The organism is Eilatimonas milleporae, from assembly GCF_003688555.1.
Taxonomy (GTDB): domain Bacteria; phylum Pseudomonadota; class Alphaproteobacteria; order Sphingomonadales; family Kordiimonadaceae; genus Eilatimonas; species Eilatimonas milleporae.
In genome coordinates this window covers 108,819-127,726 of record NZ_REFR01000011.1, presented here as the reverse complement: position 1 = coordinate 127,726, position 18,908 = coordinate 108,819, and the positions used below count along the sequence as shown (strand labels likewise).

Annotated in this window: 12 protein-coding genes and 1 pseudogene; 6 read left to right on the top strand and 7 right to left on the bottom strand. The window is 61.5% G+C overall.

Annotation, left to right across the window (positions count from 1 at the left end; translation table 11 throughout):
* Positions 1–45 precede the first annotated feature (45 nt).
* Entirely contained in the window at positions 46–2,433 is a 2,388-nt protein-coding gene (locus BXY39_RS08775) for a transketolase (protein ID WP_121938498.1), read from the bottom strand.
* Positions 2,434–2,574: 141 nt separating this feature from the next.
* Entirely contained in the window at positions 2,575–3,810 is a 1,236-nt protein-coding gene (locus BXY39_RS08770) for a methionine gamma-lyase (RefSeq protein ID WP_211332156.1), read from the bottom strand.
* A 144-nt stretch (positions 3,811–3,954) separates the two neighbouring features.
* Between BXY39_RS08770 and BXY39_RS08765 the strand changes: the two genes are divergently transcribed.
* Together BXY39_RS08765 and BXY39_RS08760 are read left to right on the top strand one after the other, a co-directional pair.
* Positions 3,955–4,419 carry an Lrp/AsnC family transcriptional regulator gene (locus tag BXY39_RS08765; RefSeq protein WP_121938497.1) on the top strand — a complete coding sequence of 155 codons (465 nt, stop codon included), beginning with the start codon at positions 3,955–3,957 and terminating at the stop codon, positions 4,417–4,419.
* Positions 4,420–4,459: 40 nt separating this feature from the next.
* Positions 4,460–5,902 carry a dihydrolipoyl dehydrogenase gene (locus BXY39_RS08760; RefSeq protein WP_121938496.1) on the top strand — a complete coding sequence of 481 codons (1,443 nt, stop codon included), beginning with the start codon at positions 4,460–4,462 and terminating at the stop codon, positions 5,900–5,902.
* A 189-nt stretch (positions 5,903–6,091) separates the two neighbouring features.
* Here BXY39_RS08760 and BXY39_RS08755 read toward each other — a convergent pair whose 3' ends face one another.
* From BXY39_RS08755 to BXY39_RS08745, 3 genes and pseudogenes are all read right to left on the bottom strand, one after another.
* Positions 6,092–6,619, bottom strand: coding sequence for a DUF6064 family protein (locus tag BXY39_RS08755; protein ID WP_121938495.1), 528 nt, complete (start codon positions 6,617–6,619; stop codon positions 6,092–6,094).
* Positions 6,619–7,553: pseudogene (locus BXY39_RS08750) on the bottom strand (aldo/keto reductase). Before BXY39_RS08750 ends, BXY39_RS08755 begins: the two are co-directional and overlap by 1 nt.
* Positions 7,554–7,659: 106 nt before the next feature.
* Entirely contained in the window at positions 7,660–8,328 is a 669-nt protein-coding gene (locus BXY39_RS08745) for a TetR/AcrR family transcriptional regulator (RefSeq protein ID WP_211332153.1), read from the bottom strand.
* A gap of 289 nt (positions 8,329–8,617) precedes the next feature.
* On the opposite strand from BXY39_RS08745, the gene BXY39_RS08740 reads away from it, so the two are divergent.
* Positions 8,618–10,294, top strand: a complete 1,677-nt coding sequence (locus tag BXY39_RS08740; protein ID WP_121938494.1) for a virginiamycin B lyase family protein — start codon at positions 8,618–8,620, stop codon at positions 10,292–10,294.
* A gap of 13 nt (positions 10,295–10,307) precedes the next feature.
* Positions 10,308–11,915: a virginiamycin B lyase family protein gene (locus BXY39_RS08735; protein WP_170163722.1), complete on the top strand. Its 1,608-nt coding sequence runs from the start codon at positions 10,308–10,310 to the stop codon at positions 11,913–11,915.
* Between the two features lie 108 nt (positions 11,916–12,023).
* Here the strand turns inward: BXY39_RS08735 and BXY39_RS08730 are convergent, their stop codons facing one another.
* Positions 12,024–13,280 carry a thiolase family protein gene (locus BXY39_RS08730; protein ID WP_121938492.1) on the bottom strand — a complete coding sequence of 419 codons (1,257 nt, stop codon included), beginning with the start codon at positions 13,278–13,280 and terminating at the stop codon, positions 12,024–12,026.
* Positions 13,281–13,349: 69 nt separating this feature from the next.
* On the bottom strand, positions 13,350–14,900 hold the full coding sequence (locus BXY39_RS08725) for a class I adenylate-forming enzyme family protein (protein ID WP_121938491.1): 1,551 nt from the start codon (positions 14,898–14,900) through the stop codon (positions 13,350–13,352).
* Positions 14,901–15,167: 267 nt separating this feature from the next.
* On the opposite strand from BXY39_RS08725, the gene BXY39_RS08720 reads away from it, so the two are divergent.
* Positions 15,168–16,418 (top strand): cytochrome P450, encoded by a 1,251-nt coding sequence (locus BXY39_RS08720; protein WP_121938490.1) that lies wholly within the window; start codon positions 15,168–15,170, stop codon positions 16,416–16,418.
* A 174-nt stretch (positions 16,419–16,592) separates the two neighbouring features.
* Positions 16,593–18,842 (top strand): TonB-dependent receptor, encoded by a 2,250-nt coding sequence (locus BXY39_RS08715; RefSeq protein ID WP_170163721.1) that lies wholly within the window; start codon positions 16,593–16,595, stop codon positions 18,840–18,842.
* The last annotated feature ends 66 nt before the right edge of the window (positions 18,843–18,908 follow it).

Below are 18,908 nucleotides of genomic sequence, written 5' to 3'. Positions count from 1 at the left end.
TGAAGGCCGCAAAACGCGGCAAAACGCTTTACACAGGCCATGATCTTATACGGCCGCGAGACGGATCGGGCGTCCGGGGGTCAGCATTTCCGCCGCACGGACGATGGCGTCCGCGTCAATCCCGTGATGCCGGTAAAGGTCGTCGATGCGACCGGTCTGGCCGAAATGTTCAACGCCGAGCGGCACCACGCGGTGACCGCGCACACCGCCGAGCCAGGACAGGCTGGCGGGATGGCCGTCGATGACGGTGATCAGCGTGGCGTGCGGCGGCACGCGCTGCAACAGGCGGTCAATATGACAGGCGCCGCCGTCCACCCCCGTCATCCGTGCCCGGCGCACGGCCTGAAATCCGGCCGCCAGCCTGTCGGCGGAGGTCACGGCGAGAACGCCGATATCGCGGCGGTCGCCGCCGATCCGTCCGGCCGCTTCAATGGCCTCGGTCGCAACGGTCCCCTGATAAACGATGACCAGATCCGCATTGGCACCCGGAGGCCGCATCCAATAGGCCCCGTCGAGAATATCCTGCCGCAGCGCCGAGGTCATGACCCGGGCGGGCTGCTCCAGCGCGCGGGTCGTCAGCCGCAGATAAACCGCCCCGCCCTTGCCGTCCGGCAACCAGGTACGCGGATGCGGGTCGGCGGCGCCGTCCCGCTGCATGAAATCGAAGGACCACTCCATGATAGCTGCCAGTTCATCGGTAAAAGCGGGCTCGAAGGAGGCGAGGCCGTCCTGGCTCATCCCGATCAGCGGCGTGGCGACCGACTGGTGGGCGCCACCCTCGGGCGCCAGCGTCACACCGGCCGGCGTGGCCGCCAGAAGAAACCGGGCGTCCTGATAGCAGGCATAATTCAGGGCATCCAGACCACGCGATATGAACGGGTCATAGAGCGTGCCGACAGGCAACAGCCGTTCGCCGAATATCTGGTGGGACAGGCCGGCAGCCCCCAACAGCAGAAAGAGATTCATTTCCGCGATGCCCAGTTCGATATGCTGACCATCGGGCCGGAACTGCCATTTCTGGGCGGACGGCACCCTTTCCTCACGGAATGTATCCGCAATCTCTTCCCGCGAGAAGAGGTGGCGGCGGTTGACCCATGGTCCCAGATTGGTGGACACGGTCACATCCGGGGAGGTTGTCACGACCCGTTCGGCCAGCGGGCTTGTGCCCTTGGCCAGTTGGTCGAGATATTTGCCGAACGCGGCCTGTGTGGAGATCGATTTGTCGGATAGGGGTGTCAATTCGGGCACCGGCAAAGCATCCGCCGACAGACGCCGGCGGCCACGGGCATTGAAGGGCACACGGGCAAGAAAATCCTCAACTCTGTTCCTGTCGGCCGCCAGTCCTTCAAACCGGTCCCATTCATGCCCCTCGCGCACACCCATATCGGACCGGAAAGCTGCCATCTGCTTCACCGTCATCAGGCCGGAATGATTGTCCTTGTGTCCCGCAAGCGGCGTGCCCCACCCCTTGATGGTATAGGCGATAAACGCGACCGGGCGGTCATGGTCAATCCCGCTGAAAGCATCGGAAAGGGTTTCCAGACAGTGGCCGCCCAGATTGACCATCAGCTCGGCCAACTGACTGTCCGAACGGCTGTCGATCAAGGCGCTGACCGCACCCTGATCGCCGATATCGTCCATCAGCCTTTTACGCCATGCCGCACCGCCCTGATAGGTGAGCGCGGAATAGAGGGAATTGGGACAGGTATCGATCCAGTTTTTCAGACGGTCGCCACCCGGCTCGGCGAATGCGGCCCGTTGCAGGGCGCCATATTTCAGGGTCACCACATCCCAGCCGAACGCCTTGAACACCCCTTCCAGCCGATCATAGAGACCTTCGCGCACCACACCGTCAAGACTTTGCCGGTTATAGTCGATTATCCACCATGTGTTACGCAGACCCTGCTTCCACCCTTCTTGAAGGCATTCGAACACATTGCCTTCGTCAAGTTCGGCATCGCCCACGAGAGCGATCATACGCCCTTCGCGCCGCGTACTATCGGCCCAAGGTTTGGCCCGGATATAATCCTGGATGAGGCTGGAAAACGCCGTGATCGCGACACCAAGTCCGACGGAGCCTGTGGAAAAATCCACATCGTCCACATCCTTGGTACGACTGGGATAGGACTGGGCGCCGCCGAAACCGCGAAACGCTTCAAGCTTTTCGCGGATCTGATGACCGAAGAGATATTGTATGGCGTGGAAAACGGGCGAGGCATGCGGTTTGACGGCAATGCGATCTTCCGGTTTCAACACGGAAAAATAAAGCGCCGTCATAAGAGAAACCATGGAGGCACAGGACGCCTGGTGCCCGCCGACCTTCAATCCGTCCGGATTGTCGCGCAGATGGTTGGCATTGTGAACCGTCCAGCAACTGAGCCACAAAATCTTCCGCTCAATATCGCGCAGAATGTCCTCATTCGTCATAGGCATGCGTTTTCCACTCCCGTCCCGGCAGACGTACCACACGGCGTACCGCACCGGCGCGGCGGCTAGGCAACTGCCTCCCAATGCGGGAACAATCGCCTATCCTAGGGCAGAAAGACAGCCGCCGCGAGGTCCGGCACCAGACCCTCAAGCCGCTTTGGTAACGGTGCTGGCGCCTGCGTCAAGAGCGGAAAGCAGATCGGCCCGAATATCTTCGGGCTCCTCCAGACCAACGGACAGACGGATGAGGCCGTCTTGGATGCCGTGGGCATGACGTTCCTCGGCCGTATAGGTGGAGTGCGTCATACTGGCGGGATGTTGAACCAGCGTTTCGGCATCGCCAAGGCTGACGGCCCGCTTTATCAGGCGCAGACGGTTCATCAGAGCAATGCCGGCATCCATGCCGCCGGTCACTTCAAAGGCGACCATTCCCCCGAATACGCGCATCTGCCGGCAGGCCAAGATATGCTGGGGGCTGCTTTTCAAACCCGGGTAATGGACATGGGTCACGCCAGGGTGCGCCTCCAGCGCCCTGGCCACCGTCGCGGCGCTGTCGGAATGACGCTGCATCCTCAGACCCAGTGTTTTCAGGCCGCGCAGGATCAGCATCGCCGTCAACGGCGCCATGACCGCACCCGTCATATCCTTCAGACCGACCAGACGCACGGCCTGCATATCCTCGGCGCTGCCGACGGCAAGACCCGCCACCAGGTCGCCGTGACCGCCCAGATATTTCGTGGCCGAGTGCACGACAATGTCGGCCCCAAGCGTGACCGGCCGGGTGGCATAGGGTGTGGCATATGTGTTGTCGATGACGACTTTGGCCCCGCCCTCATGGGCGATCCGGGCCACTGCGGCAATATCGACAAGCCGCATATTCGGATTTGCGGGCGTTTCAAAATAGACAATACGAGTTCTATCGGTCATGGCCGCTGACAGATTGGCCGGGTCGCTGAGGTCCACATGGCGCACGGTGACATCGAAACGGCTAAGCCCGTGACGCATAAAGGCAAAGGTACACCCATAGAGCGTCTTATCGACGATGATCTCGTCGCCCGCGGAGAGAAATGTCCACAATACACTGGTGATCGCCCCCATGCCGGACGCGGTGGCAACGGCGGCCCCGGCGCCTTCCAGTGCCGCGACACGCCGTTCCAGAAGGTCCAGCGTGGGGTTTGAAATCCGCGTATAGACGTGGCCTTCACCCTCGCCGGCAAACAGTGCTCCGCCCTGTTCCGCCGTTTCAAAGGCGAAGGTTGACGTCATATGCACCGGAGGCGTCAGCGCGCCGTGTTCTTCGGCCGGGTTATAGCCGAAATGAATGGCATTGGTGGCAAAGCCCATATCCTGGGTCCCGTGGGTGCGGCTGTGTTTATGGGGCATATCCTGTCAACTCCGTAAAACATTTTTGGGAAACATACGGATGGTCTGCGGCCTTCATTATACGCCGGAACAGCCGCAAGGTGCTTGCCATTACCACCTGATACGGACATAAAATTAGCAGAATCTGCCAATCAAGAGGCATTAATGGATAGCATTGACCTGCGTATTCTATCAGCACTGCAAGAAGATGGCCGTCTGAGCAATCAGGACCTGGCAGATCGGGTGGGGCTCAGCCCGTCACCATGTCTGCGCCGGGTGCGCGCCCTGGAGAAAGACGGCGTGATCGCACGCTATACGGCGATCGTATCGCCGGAAAAGGTCGGCCTGCCGCTGACCGTGTTCGTCCAGATCAGGCTGGCGCGTCATGACGGCGATACGGTGCGGGCGTTCGAGGACCGTATTCTCGGCATGGACGAGGTGCTAAGCTGCCACCTGATGACGGGGGACAGCGACTATCTTCTCAATATCGTCACTGAAAACCTGCAAAGCTACGAGCGCTTCATGCGGGACAAACTGCATGCCATTCCCGGCATCGGTGCAATCGAGACCAGTTTCGCCTTCGGTGTGATCAAGGACAGCCGGCGCCTGCCCATCCACCCGGCGTCATAAATCCCGTCATGTTCCGGGCACAGCAAAAGGACACACAATCATGGACACCCGCCACGTCGACATCGCCATCATCGGCACCGGGACTGCCGGTATGGCTGCATACCGCAGAGCACGCGAGTATACGGACAGCATCGCCCTGATCGAAGGCGGTGCATACGGCACCACCTGCGCCCGCGTCGGCTGCATGCCGTCCAAACTGCTGATTGCGGCGGCCGAAGCCGCGCACGCTGTCGGCGATGCCCCTGCCTTCGGTGTTCACGCCGGAGGCCCAGTGCATGTGGACGGTCGACAGGTGATGGCGCGCGTCCGCTCGGAACAGGACCGGTTCGTCGGCTTCGTCATTGAAACGGTGGACGGTTTCGATGCCCGTCATCGCCTGCGCGGACAGGCCCGTTTCCTGGACAGCCACCGTCTGCAGGTGGGGGATGATTTGATTGTCCATGCGGAGCGTATCGTCATCGCGGCTGGGTCGCGGCCGGCATATCCCGCCATTTTCGAAAAGGCCGGTGATCGGCTGATCATCAATGACGACGTCTTCGACTGGGAGGATTTACCGGGATCGGTGGCCGTGTTCGGCGGCGGCATCATCGGCCTGGAACTGGGCCAGGCCCTGCACCGACTGGGCGTCAGGGTTCGGCTGTTCGGAAGAAGCGGGTCCATCGGCCCGCTGACGGACCCGGAAGTCCGCGACTATGCGGCGAAGACCTTCATGGACGAGCTGGATTTCCTACCCGATGCAACGGTGACGGATATTGCCAACACCGGTGACACCGTCACGGTCCACTATGAGGATGCCGGCGGCAAAACAGTGAGCGAAGAGTTCGACTATCTGCTGGCCGCGACCGGACGCCGCCCCAATGTGGACAGGCTGGACATTGAAAAATCCGGTCTGAGCCTGGATGCGCGGGGCATTCCGCTGCACGATCCCTATTCGGCACAGTGCGGCGACAGCCATATCTTCCTGGCCGGCGACGCCTCGAACCATATCCCCCTGCTGCATGAAGCGGCGGATGAAGGGCGCATCGCCGGTGAGAATGCCGGGCGCCACCCCGATGTCCGCTGCGAAAGGCGTCGGGCGCCCATCGGTGTGATGTTCTCGGATCCACAAATCGCCACGGTCGGGCAGTCCTACAGGGATATTGAGAAATCGGGCATTGATTTCGCGGTCGGAGAGGTTTGCTTTGAGGATCAGGGACGCAGCCGGGTCATCAACAAGCACAAAGGACTTTTGAAGGTTTACGGCGAGCATGGAACGGGCCGTTTTCTCGGCGCGGAAATGATCGCGCCACGGGCCGAACATCTGGCGCATCTGCTGGCCTGGTCAGTGCAACAGGACCTGCGGGTGCCCGACATGCTGGAGATGCCCTATTATCATCCCGTGATAGAGGAGGGACTGCGGACCGCGCTGCGCATCCTGAACCGGCAGCTCAAGATCGGACCGGTGCCGATACCGCGCTGCATCGATTGCGGCCCCGGGGCCTGAACAAAACCGGTTTCAAGACCGTTGCCCGCCCGCCAGCGTATTGCCGGCGGGACGCTGCCGCGTATACAGAGTGGCGGCACCACAAGCCAGACAGGCGGCCACCGGCATGATCCAGAAACCGGGTGCCGCCATGACCCACAGGGTCAAACCGCTGAGACCGCACCACAGGCAGGGAATGACGAAAAGCCCTCAATGCGTGCGCGGCTCCATCAACACCATTCCGAGTGTCGCCAAAACAGTGGGGTCGGGGGCGATGGCGAAGACCTCTGCCTGGGAAATCGACCGTCCCGTCATAAGAGGGATGAAGGGGTACACAAACAGCGCGAAGCCGACGAGCCCCAGGCCAAGACGCCGGCGTCCTGTGGCGGAGTGTACAAAACCGCCCTGGCGCACCATCATGCCCATGACCAGAAAAAGCCCGGCCTGCACGACGAAGGTCACGGCCAAGTAGGATGCGGCCCAATTGATCGTGGCATAGCGCGTCAGCAAATACCCCCAGGCAACCCAAAGCCACACCAGCGCCAGCAGGACGCAGACCAACCGGACCTGCCAACGTGCCGCAGGCCGGGCCAGAACGGCCAGCATCCCCGCGCCCAGGGCCACGGCCAGCAGATGGGCCGGCCATATGGCGGCATTGTACAATGCGAAAAGCCTGAAATATGTGGACGGAGAAAACAGTAAAAAATCAGACAGGCTGTACGTCCACCAGTCCGACATCAAAGTGCCTCGATATATGCTGCCATACGGCGGCGTGTGGCCGCATCCGGTAAAGACCCACGGCAGGCGCCCATGTTTTCCCGCACATGGGCGACGCTGGTCGTTGCCGGAATGGCACAGGTGACCGCCGGATGGGATATGATGAATTTCAGCAAAAAATCGGCCCAGGTCGCGCACTCGGCCTCAGCGGCGAAAGGCGGCAGGGCCGCCCGCTTTGCCCTGCGGATAAGCGACCCGCCCCGATAGGGACGGTTGACGATCACCGCCACACCGCGTTCACCGGCCAGGGGCAAAAGCCGCCGTTCGGCTGACCGGCCAACGGCATTGTATGTCAGTTGCAGGAAATCGACCGGCTGACTTTCCAGAATGCGCGCCACCTCATCATGCCGGCGTCCATGTGACGTGTTGATCCCGACATAACGCAGGCGTCCTTCGGCCTTCATGGCGAACAGGGCCGGCAGATGCGCCTGCCATGACAGAAGATTATGGACCTGCAGGAGATCGAACTGCGGCACGCCCCAATTGACGCGCGACCGGTCAATCTGTTCGGGGCCGCCGCGCCCGGACGAGGTCCAGACCTTGTCGGCGGAAAAGATATCCACTGACCCGTTCAGAGCCGCCAGACCATGGCCGATGGTTTTCTGGGACGATCCATACATGGGCGAAGAATCGATGAGGCGCCCGCCGGCCACAAAAAATGCACGCATCACATCACTGCTGGCCCGAAGCGCGGCAGCGTCATTGCCGACATTGAAGGTGTCCAGCTGCCGAGCCCGACAGGGGGCAGCCCCTCGCCCGACGCAGGAATGCGTTTGGAAACCGGGGCGACGTCATCGGCAGCGATGCGGAACGCCATGCCGGGCAAAAACAGGCCGGCACCGGCGGCAAGGCCCGCCAGCACCCTGCGTCGCGTGGACGGTTTCAGGAGCGACATTGCGGCGTCTCCCACCGGGTTGGCACTGGTACCAGACTAGCGAATGGGCGCGAGAGAGCCAACAGATCAAAGGATTAGGGCATCGCCGAAAGCGGCATCACCGCCCTTACCCGTCAATCCCCTTGCGCAGGAAATGCACGAAATAGCGGGCGATCTGGCGGGGACTGTGACCACCGGGTCGGTACCAGTGTATCGACCAGTTCAGACTGCCGAACAACATCAGGCGGAAAAGTGTCCGGTCAACCGTTCCCGTCACCGGCAGCGCCCCGATCAACTCGATGAAGATCGCCTCATACTCATCCCGGTCGGCAATCATTTTGGTGCGGACCTTCGCGCTCAGCTTATTGGAAAATTCCGGTGTGACGACCTGGGTATATTCGCTGCCTTCAAGGAGCGCCTGCATATGGGCTTCGCATGCACCCTCGAAGCGGAGCCACGGGTCCGCCGGGGCTTTGGCCAGGGCCTCTTCCACCGCCGAGCGAAAGAGCTCCACTCCCTGATGGTGGACGGCGACCAGCAGCGCCTCCTTGGACGGGAAATGATAATAAATGGACCCTGGAAGCATGCCGGCAGCGCGCGCGATATCACGCACAGACGTTCCCGCATATCCCTTGCGGGTAAAAAGCTTGGCCGCCGCCAACAGCAAATCCTGACGACGGCTGGGGCCACCCCGCCCGGTTCCCGACGGGGCCTGCACGCGTGTCCCGTCGCCGGCGGCGTCCATGCGGCTGTCCTTTTGCCGCTTTTTGTCATTGTGGGCGTTATCTTTAACCATTTCGTGTCTCTGTACTGTCATTCCTGTCTAGAGCATATTCCGGCCAAATGGAACCATACGACCGGTGCCCGGATCGCGGTCTCTTTTGCGCGAAAAGGTTTATCCGATACATATCAGGGTGCATCGCAGACATAAATAACAAACACTTGTTTTTTTAACATGACGCCGATAGCATGTCCGAGGAGATGGGAACAAGGCTGGCACTGTGCGCCGAAAGGCAAGCCAGCGGCCATGGTACAGTTATCGAACGTACCGACCACCGCCAGCCGGGCAAGCAGGGGACCGAACCATGCGACAGACAGCGTCATGGCTGTCCGTCATCGTGGCCGCTGGGCTTATGGCAGCCTGCGGCGACCGGACGGAGACAGCACCCGACCCTGAGAGCATTCAAGACAAGACTGGCGGCGTCTCACAAACAGAGGCGGACGACCAACCTGCCTTGCAGGGGCAATTGGCCTTTGCAGACGGGCGGCCCGTCGGCCACAGTTTCGTCACACTCAAATCCCTGGACAGAAACCTCAGTAAAACGGTCATCAGCGATACCGCCGGACGGTTTCGTGTCCCCACACTGGCCGATGGCCGGTACGAATTGCACGCTTGGCGGTACGGCGCCGCGACAATAAGCCAAATTGTCGATGTATCCGGTGCGGTGTCGCTCGGCTCACTGCTGATGACCCCGGGGGCGACAGACCCGATCCGCATCGCCGGCACGGCATGGCTGGGCCGGTTGCCGGACGGACGGCTGAAGCGCCAATTCATCAGCGGGTGCACAATCTGCCACGATATGGGTTCAGAACGGGCACGCAGCCCCGAAACGGCAGAGGACTGGCGGGCGATCATGGCGCAGATGCGCGAGCAGAACGATATATACAGCGTCATCGTTGACTTCGACGATGCCGAGATGGCCGACTGGCTGGCCGATCACGGCTTTGGCCGCACGGCGGAGGATACCGACCTGCTGGCCGCGCGGGACGGTCTGCTGAGCGATGTGGTCATAACGGAATATGCCGTCGGCGACAGTGCAAGCTGGGCCCATGACATGGCGGTCGAACCGGCAACCGGCGCCGCATGGGTGGGCGATTATATCAATGACCAGCTGATCCGCGTCGATCCGGAAAGCGGCGATCTGACCACCTGGGATATCCCGCGCACGGGCGCGGGCACGCACACACTGCATTTCGACACGGACGGCTATTTGTGGCTGACCTTTCAACTGACGGCGGAAGTGGCGCGCTTCGACCCGCGCACAGGTGAATTCCAGGTCTTCGGCGGCTTCGCCGAAGGGGCATTAACGCATTCCTTCGCCTATGACAGCCGGGGCCTGATCAAAACCGATGCGGCCGGGCGGCTGTGGCTCAGCCAGTTCGGCAACAACACGGTGGCCAGCCTGAACCCCGTCACAGGCGCGGTCCAGGAATACAAGCTGGGCGGCGCCGAAGGTCGGCCATACGGTATCGCACTGGACAGCACGGGGCGTATCTGGTTCACGAAATATTCCGAAAACCTGATGGGCTATCTGCAGCCGGACACCGGAGACTTCAAGGAATGGGCGCTGCCCGTTTCCGACAGCGGCCCTCACCGCATGCATATAGACGATGACGACCGGCTGTGGATTCCCCTGTCGGGCACCGGCACCCTGATGCGCTATGATACACGGACGGGAGATACCAAGGATTATACCCTGCCGGACAGTGATACCTTTCCCTATGCCGTGCGGTATGATGCCGGCCATGACAAGGTATGGGTCGCAGGAAACGGCGCCAATTCCCTGTATCTTTTCGATCCCGAAACGGAGCGGTTTGATATCATACGCCTGCCGTCACCCCTGTCCTATGCCCGGATGATATCGGTGGACCATGGACGCGGCGCCGTATGGACAGCGCTGTCAAGCTACCCGACGCCGCACGCGAAACGGGATTTCGGCGTCATGGTCCGGATCGCCCGGCCGGCATGGCATCAGGAATGAGGAAGCAAACCGCATGAACCGTGCCTTCTTATTCGGGTTTACCGCCATTCTGCTGCTGGCCGCGTGCAGCCAGGAAAGGGATCAGGGCCAACGGCCGGATACCGACGATAGCGGAACGAGCATTATCACAGGTCAGGTGACGGATACCGATGGCGCCGGTGTCGCCGGCGCCTGGGTCACGGCGACGGAAAGTTCCGGCGTTCGCCACACGGTCTTTTCAGACGGTGCGGGCGCTTTCACACTGCCCATATCGGCGGACGGTGCGGTCACGCTGTTGGCGCATACAACAGGCCGAACAAGCACCGCCGCGCCGGTGAAAGAAGGCGGACCGTACAGGCTGACCGTGCAGCCGAAGCAGGATCCTCTGGCACACCTGCCAAGTGCCTGGTGGCTGGCCCTGTTACCGGACAGCGACCGCCGCAAGGAATTCATCGTCAACTGCGCATCCTGCCATGAAATCTCCGCCGCGCGAGTCATCCAGGACGGTGTTGTGCGTGACAAGGCACGGTGGATGGACGCGCTGGCACTGATGCGGGGGATCGACGAATATTCCCTGATCCCGCCCGATTTTATCGATGAGGATTATGCCGGCTGGCTGGCCGGCCATCTGACGGCGGAGACCATCGCCACACTGCCGCAGGAGCGCCCCGTGGACGCGGCGGCAGTGACCGGCGCCGTCATCACCGAATACGACCTGCCGATGGAGGGCTCCCTGCCGCACGACCTTGTCGTCGGCCCGGATGGGCGAATCTGGATCACCGCATTCTTCTATGACAAAATCTGGGCGTTCGATCCGGAAACCGGTGCGTATGACAGTTTCGATGTCAATGACAGCAGCGAGACATGGGGACAGGTCCGCGCCCTTGAATTCGATACCGCCGGCATGCTGTGGATCGTCCTTGGCGGAACGCAGAGCCTTGTCAAGCTGGATCCCGCGACCGGCACGACGGAAACCTATCCAGTCGGCATGTACCCGCACAGTCTGGATATCGACGCGCACGGCGACATATGGGTCAACGACTATTTCTCAAAGCCGGAACGGATCGGCCGATTACGGACCACAACGGGTAAGGTGGATATTTTCAATGTGGCCAGCGCCAATCTGCCCGTGGAAGAAGGGCTGCCCCTGCCATACGGTCTGCAAATCGATCCGCAGGGGCGGGTCTGGAGCACGCAACTGGCCGCCAACACACTGGTGGCCCACGATATCGCCAGTGGCGAAAGCCGCCTGATCACCCTGCCGGTGGCCAACAGCGGCCCCCGCCGCCCGGCCATCGCACCCGATGGCGCACTGTGGACGCCGGAATTCAACACCGGCTTCATTGCCCGCACCGACCCCGAGACACTGGAGATCACGCGTTTCGATCTGGGACTGGCAACCAGCGGACCGTACGACATAGAAATCGACCAGCGCACCGGGCGCGTGTGGGTCACCGGATCGCTTTCATCCAGCCTGATCGCGGTCGACTCCGATACCGGGCAGGCGGTGGACTATCCCTTTCCCACGGAGCCCGCCTATACCCGCCATATCGCAATCGATCCCGGAAACGGGGATGTATGGACGGCTTATTCCTCTCTGCCGGCGGTGACCCCGAAATTGGTCAGGCTGCGCGTCCCTTAAGAGGCAGGCCGCCTAAGCGATCATGAATAACGCGGGCATGAAGCCAGGCGATGCCTGTACCGGCATCCGCTGACACAACACTCAGAGCCCACAGCCGGGGAATCGCGGCTATCGATCCCGGTGCAGGATGGTGACGGCGCAGGCGGCTTCATCGAAGCCCATGACACCGCCGCCGTTTTCGGCAAGCGCCCATTCGGCGCCGGGGACACGGCGGCCTTCTTCCGTCTCGCCGCGAAGCTGGCTGACCAGTTCATAGATCATGGACAGGCCAGTGGCACCGACAGGATGCCCCTTGGACACCAAGCCGCCGGACGTGTTGATCGGCAACGTTCCGCCGACACTGGCGGCACCGCTTTCGACAAAGGGGCCACCCTCCCCCTCACCGCAGAATCGCAGCATTTCCGCCTGATAGAGTTCGCAGAAAGCGGTGGCGTCATGGACCTCGGCAACATCGATATGACCGGGGGTGATGCCGGCGCGGGCATAGGCGCGGTCGCCGGCAATGCGGCTGAGACCGTCTTCGTCCAAGGTCCGGTATTTACCGCCGGACAATTGGAAGGCGGCGATCCGCACGGCCCGGTCGCGAACCTCCGCCGGCAGACCGTCCAACACATCCTTTGTGCAGACAATGGCCGCCGCCGCGCCGTCGCCGATGGGCGAGCACATGGACCGGGTCAGCGGATAGCTGATCGGCTTGTCGGCCAGCACCTCCTCGACGCTCATCGCCTTGCGGTACTGGGCCTTGGCATTGTGGACGGAATGGGCGTGATTCTTGGCCGCCGCCGCGGCGATCTGTGCCTGCGTCGTCCCATAGCGTTTCATATGATAGCAGGCCTGCATGGCATAGGTGTCCATGAAAATGGTGCGTCCCGGTCCGGGCTCGAACGGCTTGCCCGCAGCCGTGCCCGCCGCCTTGTAATAATCCTGCCATTCATGGGGATCGAAACGGTCGATGCCGCCGTCATAAAGCCGGGCGGTCAGCTCGGGCCGGTCGGGGTAGAAGGTCTTTTCGACCCCCACCGCCAGTGCCACGCGGCTCTGCCCCGACAGCACGTCCCTCGCGGCCATGTGCAGGGCCATGGACGCGGTGGCACAGGCCCCTTCCACATTGACCATGGGTACGCGTTCAGGAAACAGGCCGTCCGCCACCAGCGCGGTGAAACAGACCTGGCCGCGCACACTGCCCTGGCCCACCACCCACATGCCGCAATTGCCGAAATAGGCGATGTCGATGTCGTCGCCCGTCACCCACCCGGCGTCAGCGAGCACATCCAGATAGACCTGGCGCGCCAGCTGTTTTTCGCTGACATCGGACTGCCGGCCGAACCGGGTGGCGGCGGCGGCGATAATATAGGCATCGGTCATGGATCAGAATCCTTTACAATTCCACAAGTCGGTCAGCTGCATTGCTGGCAAGCGTGGGTCGAATAGAGATCATGCCTGCTGCCAGTAAGGATCGCGCAGCACGCGCTTCAACACCTTGCCGAGGGCATTGCGCGGAAAATCATCGCGGAATTCGACACCGGCGAGGCGCTGGGTCTTCGCCAACCGATCGTTGGCCCAGGCCAGAATGGCCTCGACGTCCGCACCCGTATCCGGGTCGGGGATCACCAGAGCCAGCGGGGTCTCGCCCCATTTGTCATGGGGGACGGCGATCACCGCCACATCGCGTACGCCCGGATGTCCGGCGACAACGGCCTCGATATCGCCGGGAAAAACATTGAACCCACCGCTGACGATCATGTCTTTCTTGCGGTCGAGAATATAAAGAAAGCCATCCGCGTCCACGCGGCCGATATCACCGGTCCGGATAAAGCTGCGTCCGCGTCCATCGCGCCAGATAATGGCCTCGGTCTCATCCGGGCGATTGTGGTACGCGGCCATCAGTCCAGCACCGTAGCCGACAATCTCCCCCGCCTGTCCGGGCGAGACGGGAGTGCCCGCATCGTCGATGATGTCGATTTCAAACCCGAGGACAGGGGTACCGACGGACCCGGCCCTGGCGCTGTCCTCCGGCTTTATCATGGTCGCCAAGCCCTCGGACGTTCCGTAAAGCTCGTAAAGATTGGGCGTCATACGGGCGAGGATATCACGCTTGGTATCGGGACGGAGGGTCGAGCCCGCCGACAGCATGACCCTGAGACTGGAAAGATCGGCACCGTCAAAGGCGGGATCGGCCATGGTCATGATATATTGCGTCGGCACCATGAAACTGTGGGTGACGCCTTCGCGCGCGACCGCGTCGAGAAATCCTGACGGGGTGAAGGTGTCCATGATGACAAGCGTCCCGCCGACGAACAGTGTCGGCAGAACCATCAGCCATGTCCCGTTGGAATAAAGCGATGTGGTTGTCAGCGCGACCGAGGACCGGGCGAACCCCATTTCGATCGCATTGGAATATGACCAGTGCTGACGCGCGCGGTGGGTCTGGACAATCCCCTTGGGCAGGCCGGTGGTTCCGGATGAATAGATGATGTTGAACCGGTCCTCCATGGCATAGGTGACGCCGGGTGGTGCCGCGCTGCTGCCCGCGATCCAGTCATCATAGGGCTGCCACCCGGCCCGGTTGCCGCCATGCAGGATCAGGCCCTCACCGCGCAGGGCCGGCAGGGCACCGCGCCCGTCCTCGATCAGGGTCACAAGGGAGGCGGACGCAAACACGGCCACCGCACCGCTGTCGGATATGAGGCGGCATACCTGTTCGCCGGTGAGAAGGGCGCTGACGGGCACCACACAGGCGCCCGCCCTGACAATGCCGCACAGGATAACGAGCATGTCGGCACTGTTGGTCATCAGTACGGCCACGCAGTTCCCCCGACCGATCCCCATATCGCCCAGACGGTTGGCGACACGGTTGACGGCGGCACCGAACTGTTCCCAGGTCAGGCGTGTATCGCCGCATGCCACAGCGGTCCTGCCGCTGAAATAGCGGGCGTGGCTGGCCCATATGTCGGGCAGAAAAAGCTGCGCGTCGTCCAGCGGCATATCGGTCTCCCCCCTTGCGCGTCCGCGTTCAGTCCCACATGGTTCGGATACAATAACAACCGAACGATTGCTTGGTAAGAAAAATCATCCTATACTGATCTACAGGGAATGGGGACTGAAAGCCATGGGTTCGGTATACGGCCGGAAAAGCATCCATGGCATATCAGCAGACAAGCAGATACGGACCTTGCCGGACAGCGAGGGACGCAGTGTTTTAAAACCAAAAACTAACGGACGTTTGTTTATGGCTATGAGAAGGTACCGATCATGAGCAGGCCGGCGGACCTGTCCTTCAACCCGGCGGACCCGGCGATGATCGAGAATCCCGTGCCGTTTCTGCGGCATCTGCAGGATGTGGACCCCGTTCACTGGTCGGGGCATATGCGCAGCTGGATCATCACACGCTATGACGATGTCAAGCGTATCCAGTCCAACAAGGACATATCGGCGGACAGGCTGACACCCTTTTTCGAACGTCTGCCGGATGAGCGCCGCACCGTCATTGCCGATCTGATTCGCTATCTGAACACCTGGATCGCCTTCAAGGACCCGCCGGACCATACGCGCCTGCGCCAATTGCTGATCAAGACCTTCACACCCAGCCGGGTGAAACATTTGCGGCCCCGGATCGAGGAATTGGTGCGCCACCTTCTGGACGGCCTTGAGGACCGGGCGGACTTCGACTTCATTTCCGAATTCGCCTTTCCGCTGCCGGCGCAGGTAATCATGAGCATGATGGGCATCCCCTTTGCCGACATGGCGGACCTGAAACACTGGTCGGACATGATGCAGCCTTTTATCGGCAACGCCTCGGCCTCGCCCGACAAGTACGAGCGGGCCGGCCGGGGGGCCGTTGCCATGGCGGATTATTTCCGCGGCCTGGTGGCGGATCGGGCCAAGAATCCCGGCGACGATCTGATCAGCCTATTGCGCGCCCTTCGCGACGAGGACGACAAGCTGACCGAGGACGAGGTCATCGGCACCTGCATGCTGTTTCTGTTCGGTGGCCACGAGACGACCACCAACCTGATCGGCAACGGCATGCGCGCCCTGTTGCAGAACCCGGGTCAACTGGCGCTGTTGCAGCGGGACCCGGGCCTGATCAAATCGGCGGTGGAGGAGTTTCTGCGGTTTGACGGACCCACCGGCGGTGTCGTGCGAGTCGTCAAGGTCACGCATGACTGGCACGGCAAGACCATGCACAAGGGCGAGCGGGTCTATGCCATGGTCAACGCCGCCAATCACGATGCATCCGTGTTCGAACGGCCGGAGATACTGGATATCCGGCGCAGTCCCAATCCGCATCTGACCTTCAACCATGGCATCCATTTCTGTCTGGGCGCGCCGCTGGCGCGTCTGGAGGGGGAAATCGCCATCGGCGAAGCGGTCAAGCGGTTTCCAAGACTGCAACAGACCGGCGGTCCGGTGACCTATATGGACACGCTGGTGATGCGCGGGGCCCGGTCCATGCCCGTGCACAATCCGGATGCGGGCGGCCAAGGCCGGAAAACGGTATGATGGTTCCGAGTGTTTCGATCCACAGGGCCTCTTCTGGGAGGGGGACGCCATGTGACTTTTGGGAAGTTTGGGAGGAGACACATGATACAGCCAATAACAGCCTCATATATGCGGCAACGGATCAGGGCATGTCTGGTGGCGACCGCACTTTGCGGACCCCTGGGGGTCGGGCTTATGCCCGCGACAGCACAGCAGGCGGACAGCGCACAGGATACCACCAGCGGCACGAGTGAGGTCTTCCGCATCGATGAAATCACGGTAACCGCCCGCCGTCGCGCCGAAAGCCTTCAGCGCACACCGGTGTCCGTCACCGCAATCGGGGGCGAGGATCTGGTGGTGCGGTCGATCGACAGCTTCAACGAGCTGGCCAATGCCGCCCCCAGTCTGGATATCAATGGCGGCATCCCGAACGGCGGCGGCAGCGCGACCCAGATTTTCCTGCGCGGTGTCGGGCAGAATGATTATGCCTTTCCCAATGAACCGGGCGTGGGCCTGTACATAGATGACGTCTATATCAGCCGGACGGCCGGCGGCGATTTCGGCTTCATGGATATCGAGCGGATCGAGGTGCTGCGCGGACCTCAGGCAACGCTTTACGGCAAGAACACCATCGGCGGGGCCGTTAAGGTCATCACCCGCCAGCCCGAGGGCGACACACGGGGCGAATTCGGCGTTACTGTCGGCCGGTTTGAACGGCTGGATTTTTACGGCAATGTGGAGTTTCCCTTAAGCGATACCGTTTTCGCCAAGATTTCCGGTGCGCAGCGCACGCGCGACGGACTGGGCACCAACCTGATCGAGCAGGACCTGGGCAACGAGGACGAGGCTACCATCCGCGGTGTCGTGCGCTGGGTACCCAATGCCTCCTGGGATGTGTCGCTGACATCCGATTACCTGCGGCAACGTCAGAACGGCCCGGCGGGCTCCATGGTTCACTTCGAACGCAACGACGCCAACGCCGGCGGGATCGACCTGATCAATTCCCTTCTGGTGCAGGATGAAATTGCCCGATTCGGGCTGGAGCCGCCGTTCGACCAGTATGGCGACGCTTTCGTCAAGACGCTGGAGGAAGATGGCAAGGATGTTTACAACAGCTTCGGTACGGTGGAAACGCGCGACTGGGCCGACATTTTCGGCGTGTCCCTGAACGCGGTGTGGACAGGGGACAATGTGACCGTCACCTCCGTCACGTCGCACAGGCGCTACGATATCGACATCCGCCGGGACAGCGAGCACACACCGTTCGACATCGTGCGTGTGGACAATCCGGAAAACACCCGCCAGTTCAGTCAGGAAGTGCGCGTATCGGGCCTGTCCTTCGACGAAAAACTGAACTGGGTCGTCGGAGCCTTCGGTATTCATGACTGGGGCACCGGCGAGCTGTTCGCACCGCTTCTGTCCGGCCTGTTCGAGGCAACAGGCGGGCTGGCCGACAACACCGCCTTTATCACATCGGAGATCGAGGCCTATTCGCTGGCTGTCTTTGGTGAGGGTACCTATTATTTCACGCCCGATTTCGGGCTGACGCTGGGCGGACGCCTGGCCTATGACGACAAGACTTACAATTACGGCCTGAGCCGCCCGGAATCCGGCCAGGTGCCGCTGCCGCCGGAAGATCTGGTCGCCGACTGGACGGAATTCCTGCCCAAGGCGGCGGTTGAATATACACCCAGCGACGACCTGCTGCTGTATGCGTCCGCGTCCAAGGGATACAAGGCCGGCGGTTTCAATGCCCGCGCCCTGTCCGGCATCGCGCCGCAGCCCTATGATCCGGAATTCATCTGGGCCTATGAAGCAGGTTTCAAGGCCAGTCTGGCGGACGGGCGGGTCACCATCAATGGTGCCGGTTTCTACAATGATTACACCGATATCCAGTTGCTGGCGGTCCTGAATCTGGGCGGCGGCAATGTGGAGACGGTGATCGAAAACGCAGGCGAGGGCCGGATCATCGGCGGCGAGCTTGAAATCACCGCGCGGCCGACGCCCAATCTGCTGCTGAATGCGGGACTGAGTTATCTCGACACCGAATATACGGATATCGACCCGGACGCGGAAAATGCCGGCATCACCGAGAACAACGAATTCATCAATGCGCCGGAATGGATCCTGCTGCTGGGCGGCGAATACACGATCGACCTGAAAAATGGCGGCAATATTCTGCTGCGCGGCGATGCGACCTACAAGACCGAACAGTTCCGCGATGCCGTCAACACGCCACAGCTTCTGGCCGATGCCTACTGGAATGTGAACAGCCGGATCGCCTATCAGGACCCGTCGGGCAATTACGAAATCGCCTTTTTCGTCACCAATCTGACAGATGAGGTCTACATCACGAACGGGGTCGAGGTGCTGGGACTGGGCTATGTCGAGGCCTATTACAGTCGTCCGCGCGAATGGGGGCTGTCGGCTCTCGCGCGGTTTTGAAGACGACCACTAGGTGAAAACACGCACAAGGGCCCCCGCCATGGCGGGGGCCTTTTTTCCAATCCC

Bases quoted from the DNA above. Each gene is read 5' to 3' on its own strand.
- BXY39_RS08745 (WP_211332153.1), bottom strand. From the start codon at position 8,328: ATGGTTAAAGATAACGCCCACAATGACAAAAAGCGGCAAAAGGACAGC.
- BXY39_RS08775 (WP_121938498.1), bottom strand. From the start codon at position 2,433: ATGCCTATGACGAATGAGGACATTCTGCGCGATATTGAGCGGAAGATT.
- BXY39_RS08740 (WP_121938494.1), top strand. From the start codon at position 8,618: ATGCGACAGACAGCGTCATGGCTGTCCGTCATCGTGGCCGCTGGGCTT.
- BXY39_RS08770 (WP_211332156.1), bottom strand. From the start codon at position 3,810: ATGCCCCATAAACACAGCCGCACCCACGGGACCCAGGATATGGGCTTT.
- BXY39_RS08735 (WP_170163722.1), top strand. From the start codon at position 10,308: ATGAACCGTGCCTTCTTATTCGGGTTTACCGCCATTCTGCTGCTGGCC.
- BXY39_RS08765 (WP_121938497.1), top strand. From the start codon at position 3,955: ATGGATAGCATTGACCTGCGTATTCTATCAGCACTGCAAGAAGATGGC.
- BXY39_RS08760 (WP_121938496.1), top strand. From the start codon at position 4,460: ATGGACACCCGCCACGTCGACATCGCCATCATCGGCACCGGGACTGCC.
- BXY39_RS08715 (WP_170163721.1), top strand. From the start codon at position 16,593: ATGCCCGCGACAGCACAGCAGGCGGACAGCGCACAGGATACCACCAGC.
- BXY39_RS08730 (WP_121938492.1), bottom strand. From the start codon at position 13,280: ATGACCGATGCCTATATTATCGCCGCCGCCGCCACCCGGTTCGGCCGG.
- BXY39_RS08725 (WP_121938491.1), bottom strand. From the start codon at position 14,900: ATGCCGCTGGACGACGCGCAGCTTTTTCTGCCCGACATATGGGCCAGC.
- BXY39_RS08755 (WP_121938495.1), bottom strand. From the start codon at position 6,619: ATGTCGGACTGGTGGACGTACAGCCTGTCTGATTTTTTACTGTTTTCT.
- BXY39_RS08720 (WP_121938490.1), top strand. From the start codon at position 15,168: ATGAGCAGGCCGGCGGACCTGTCCTTCAACCCGGCGGACCCGGCGATG.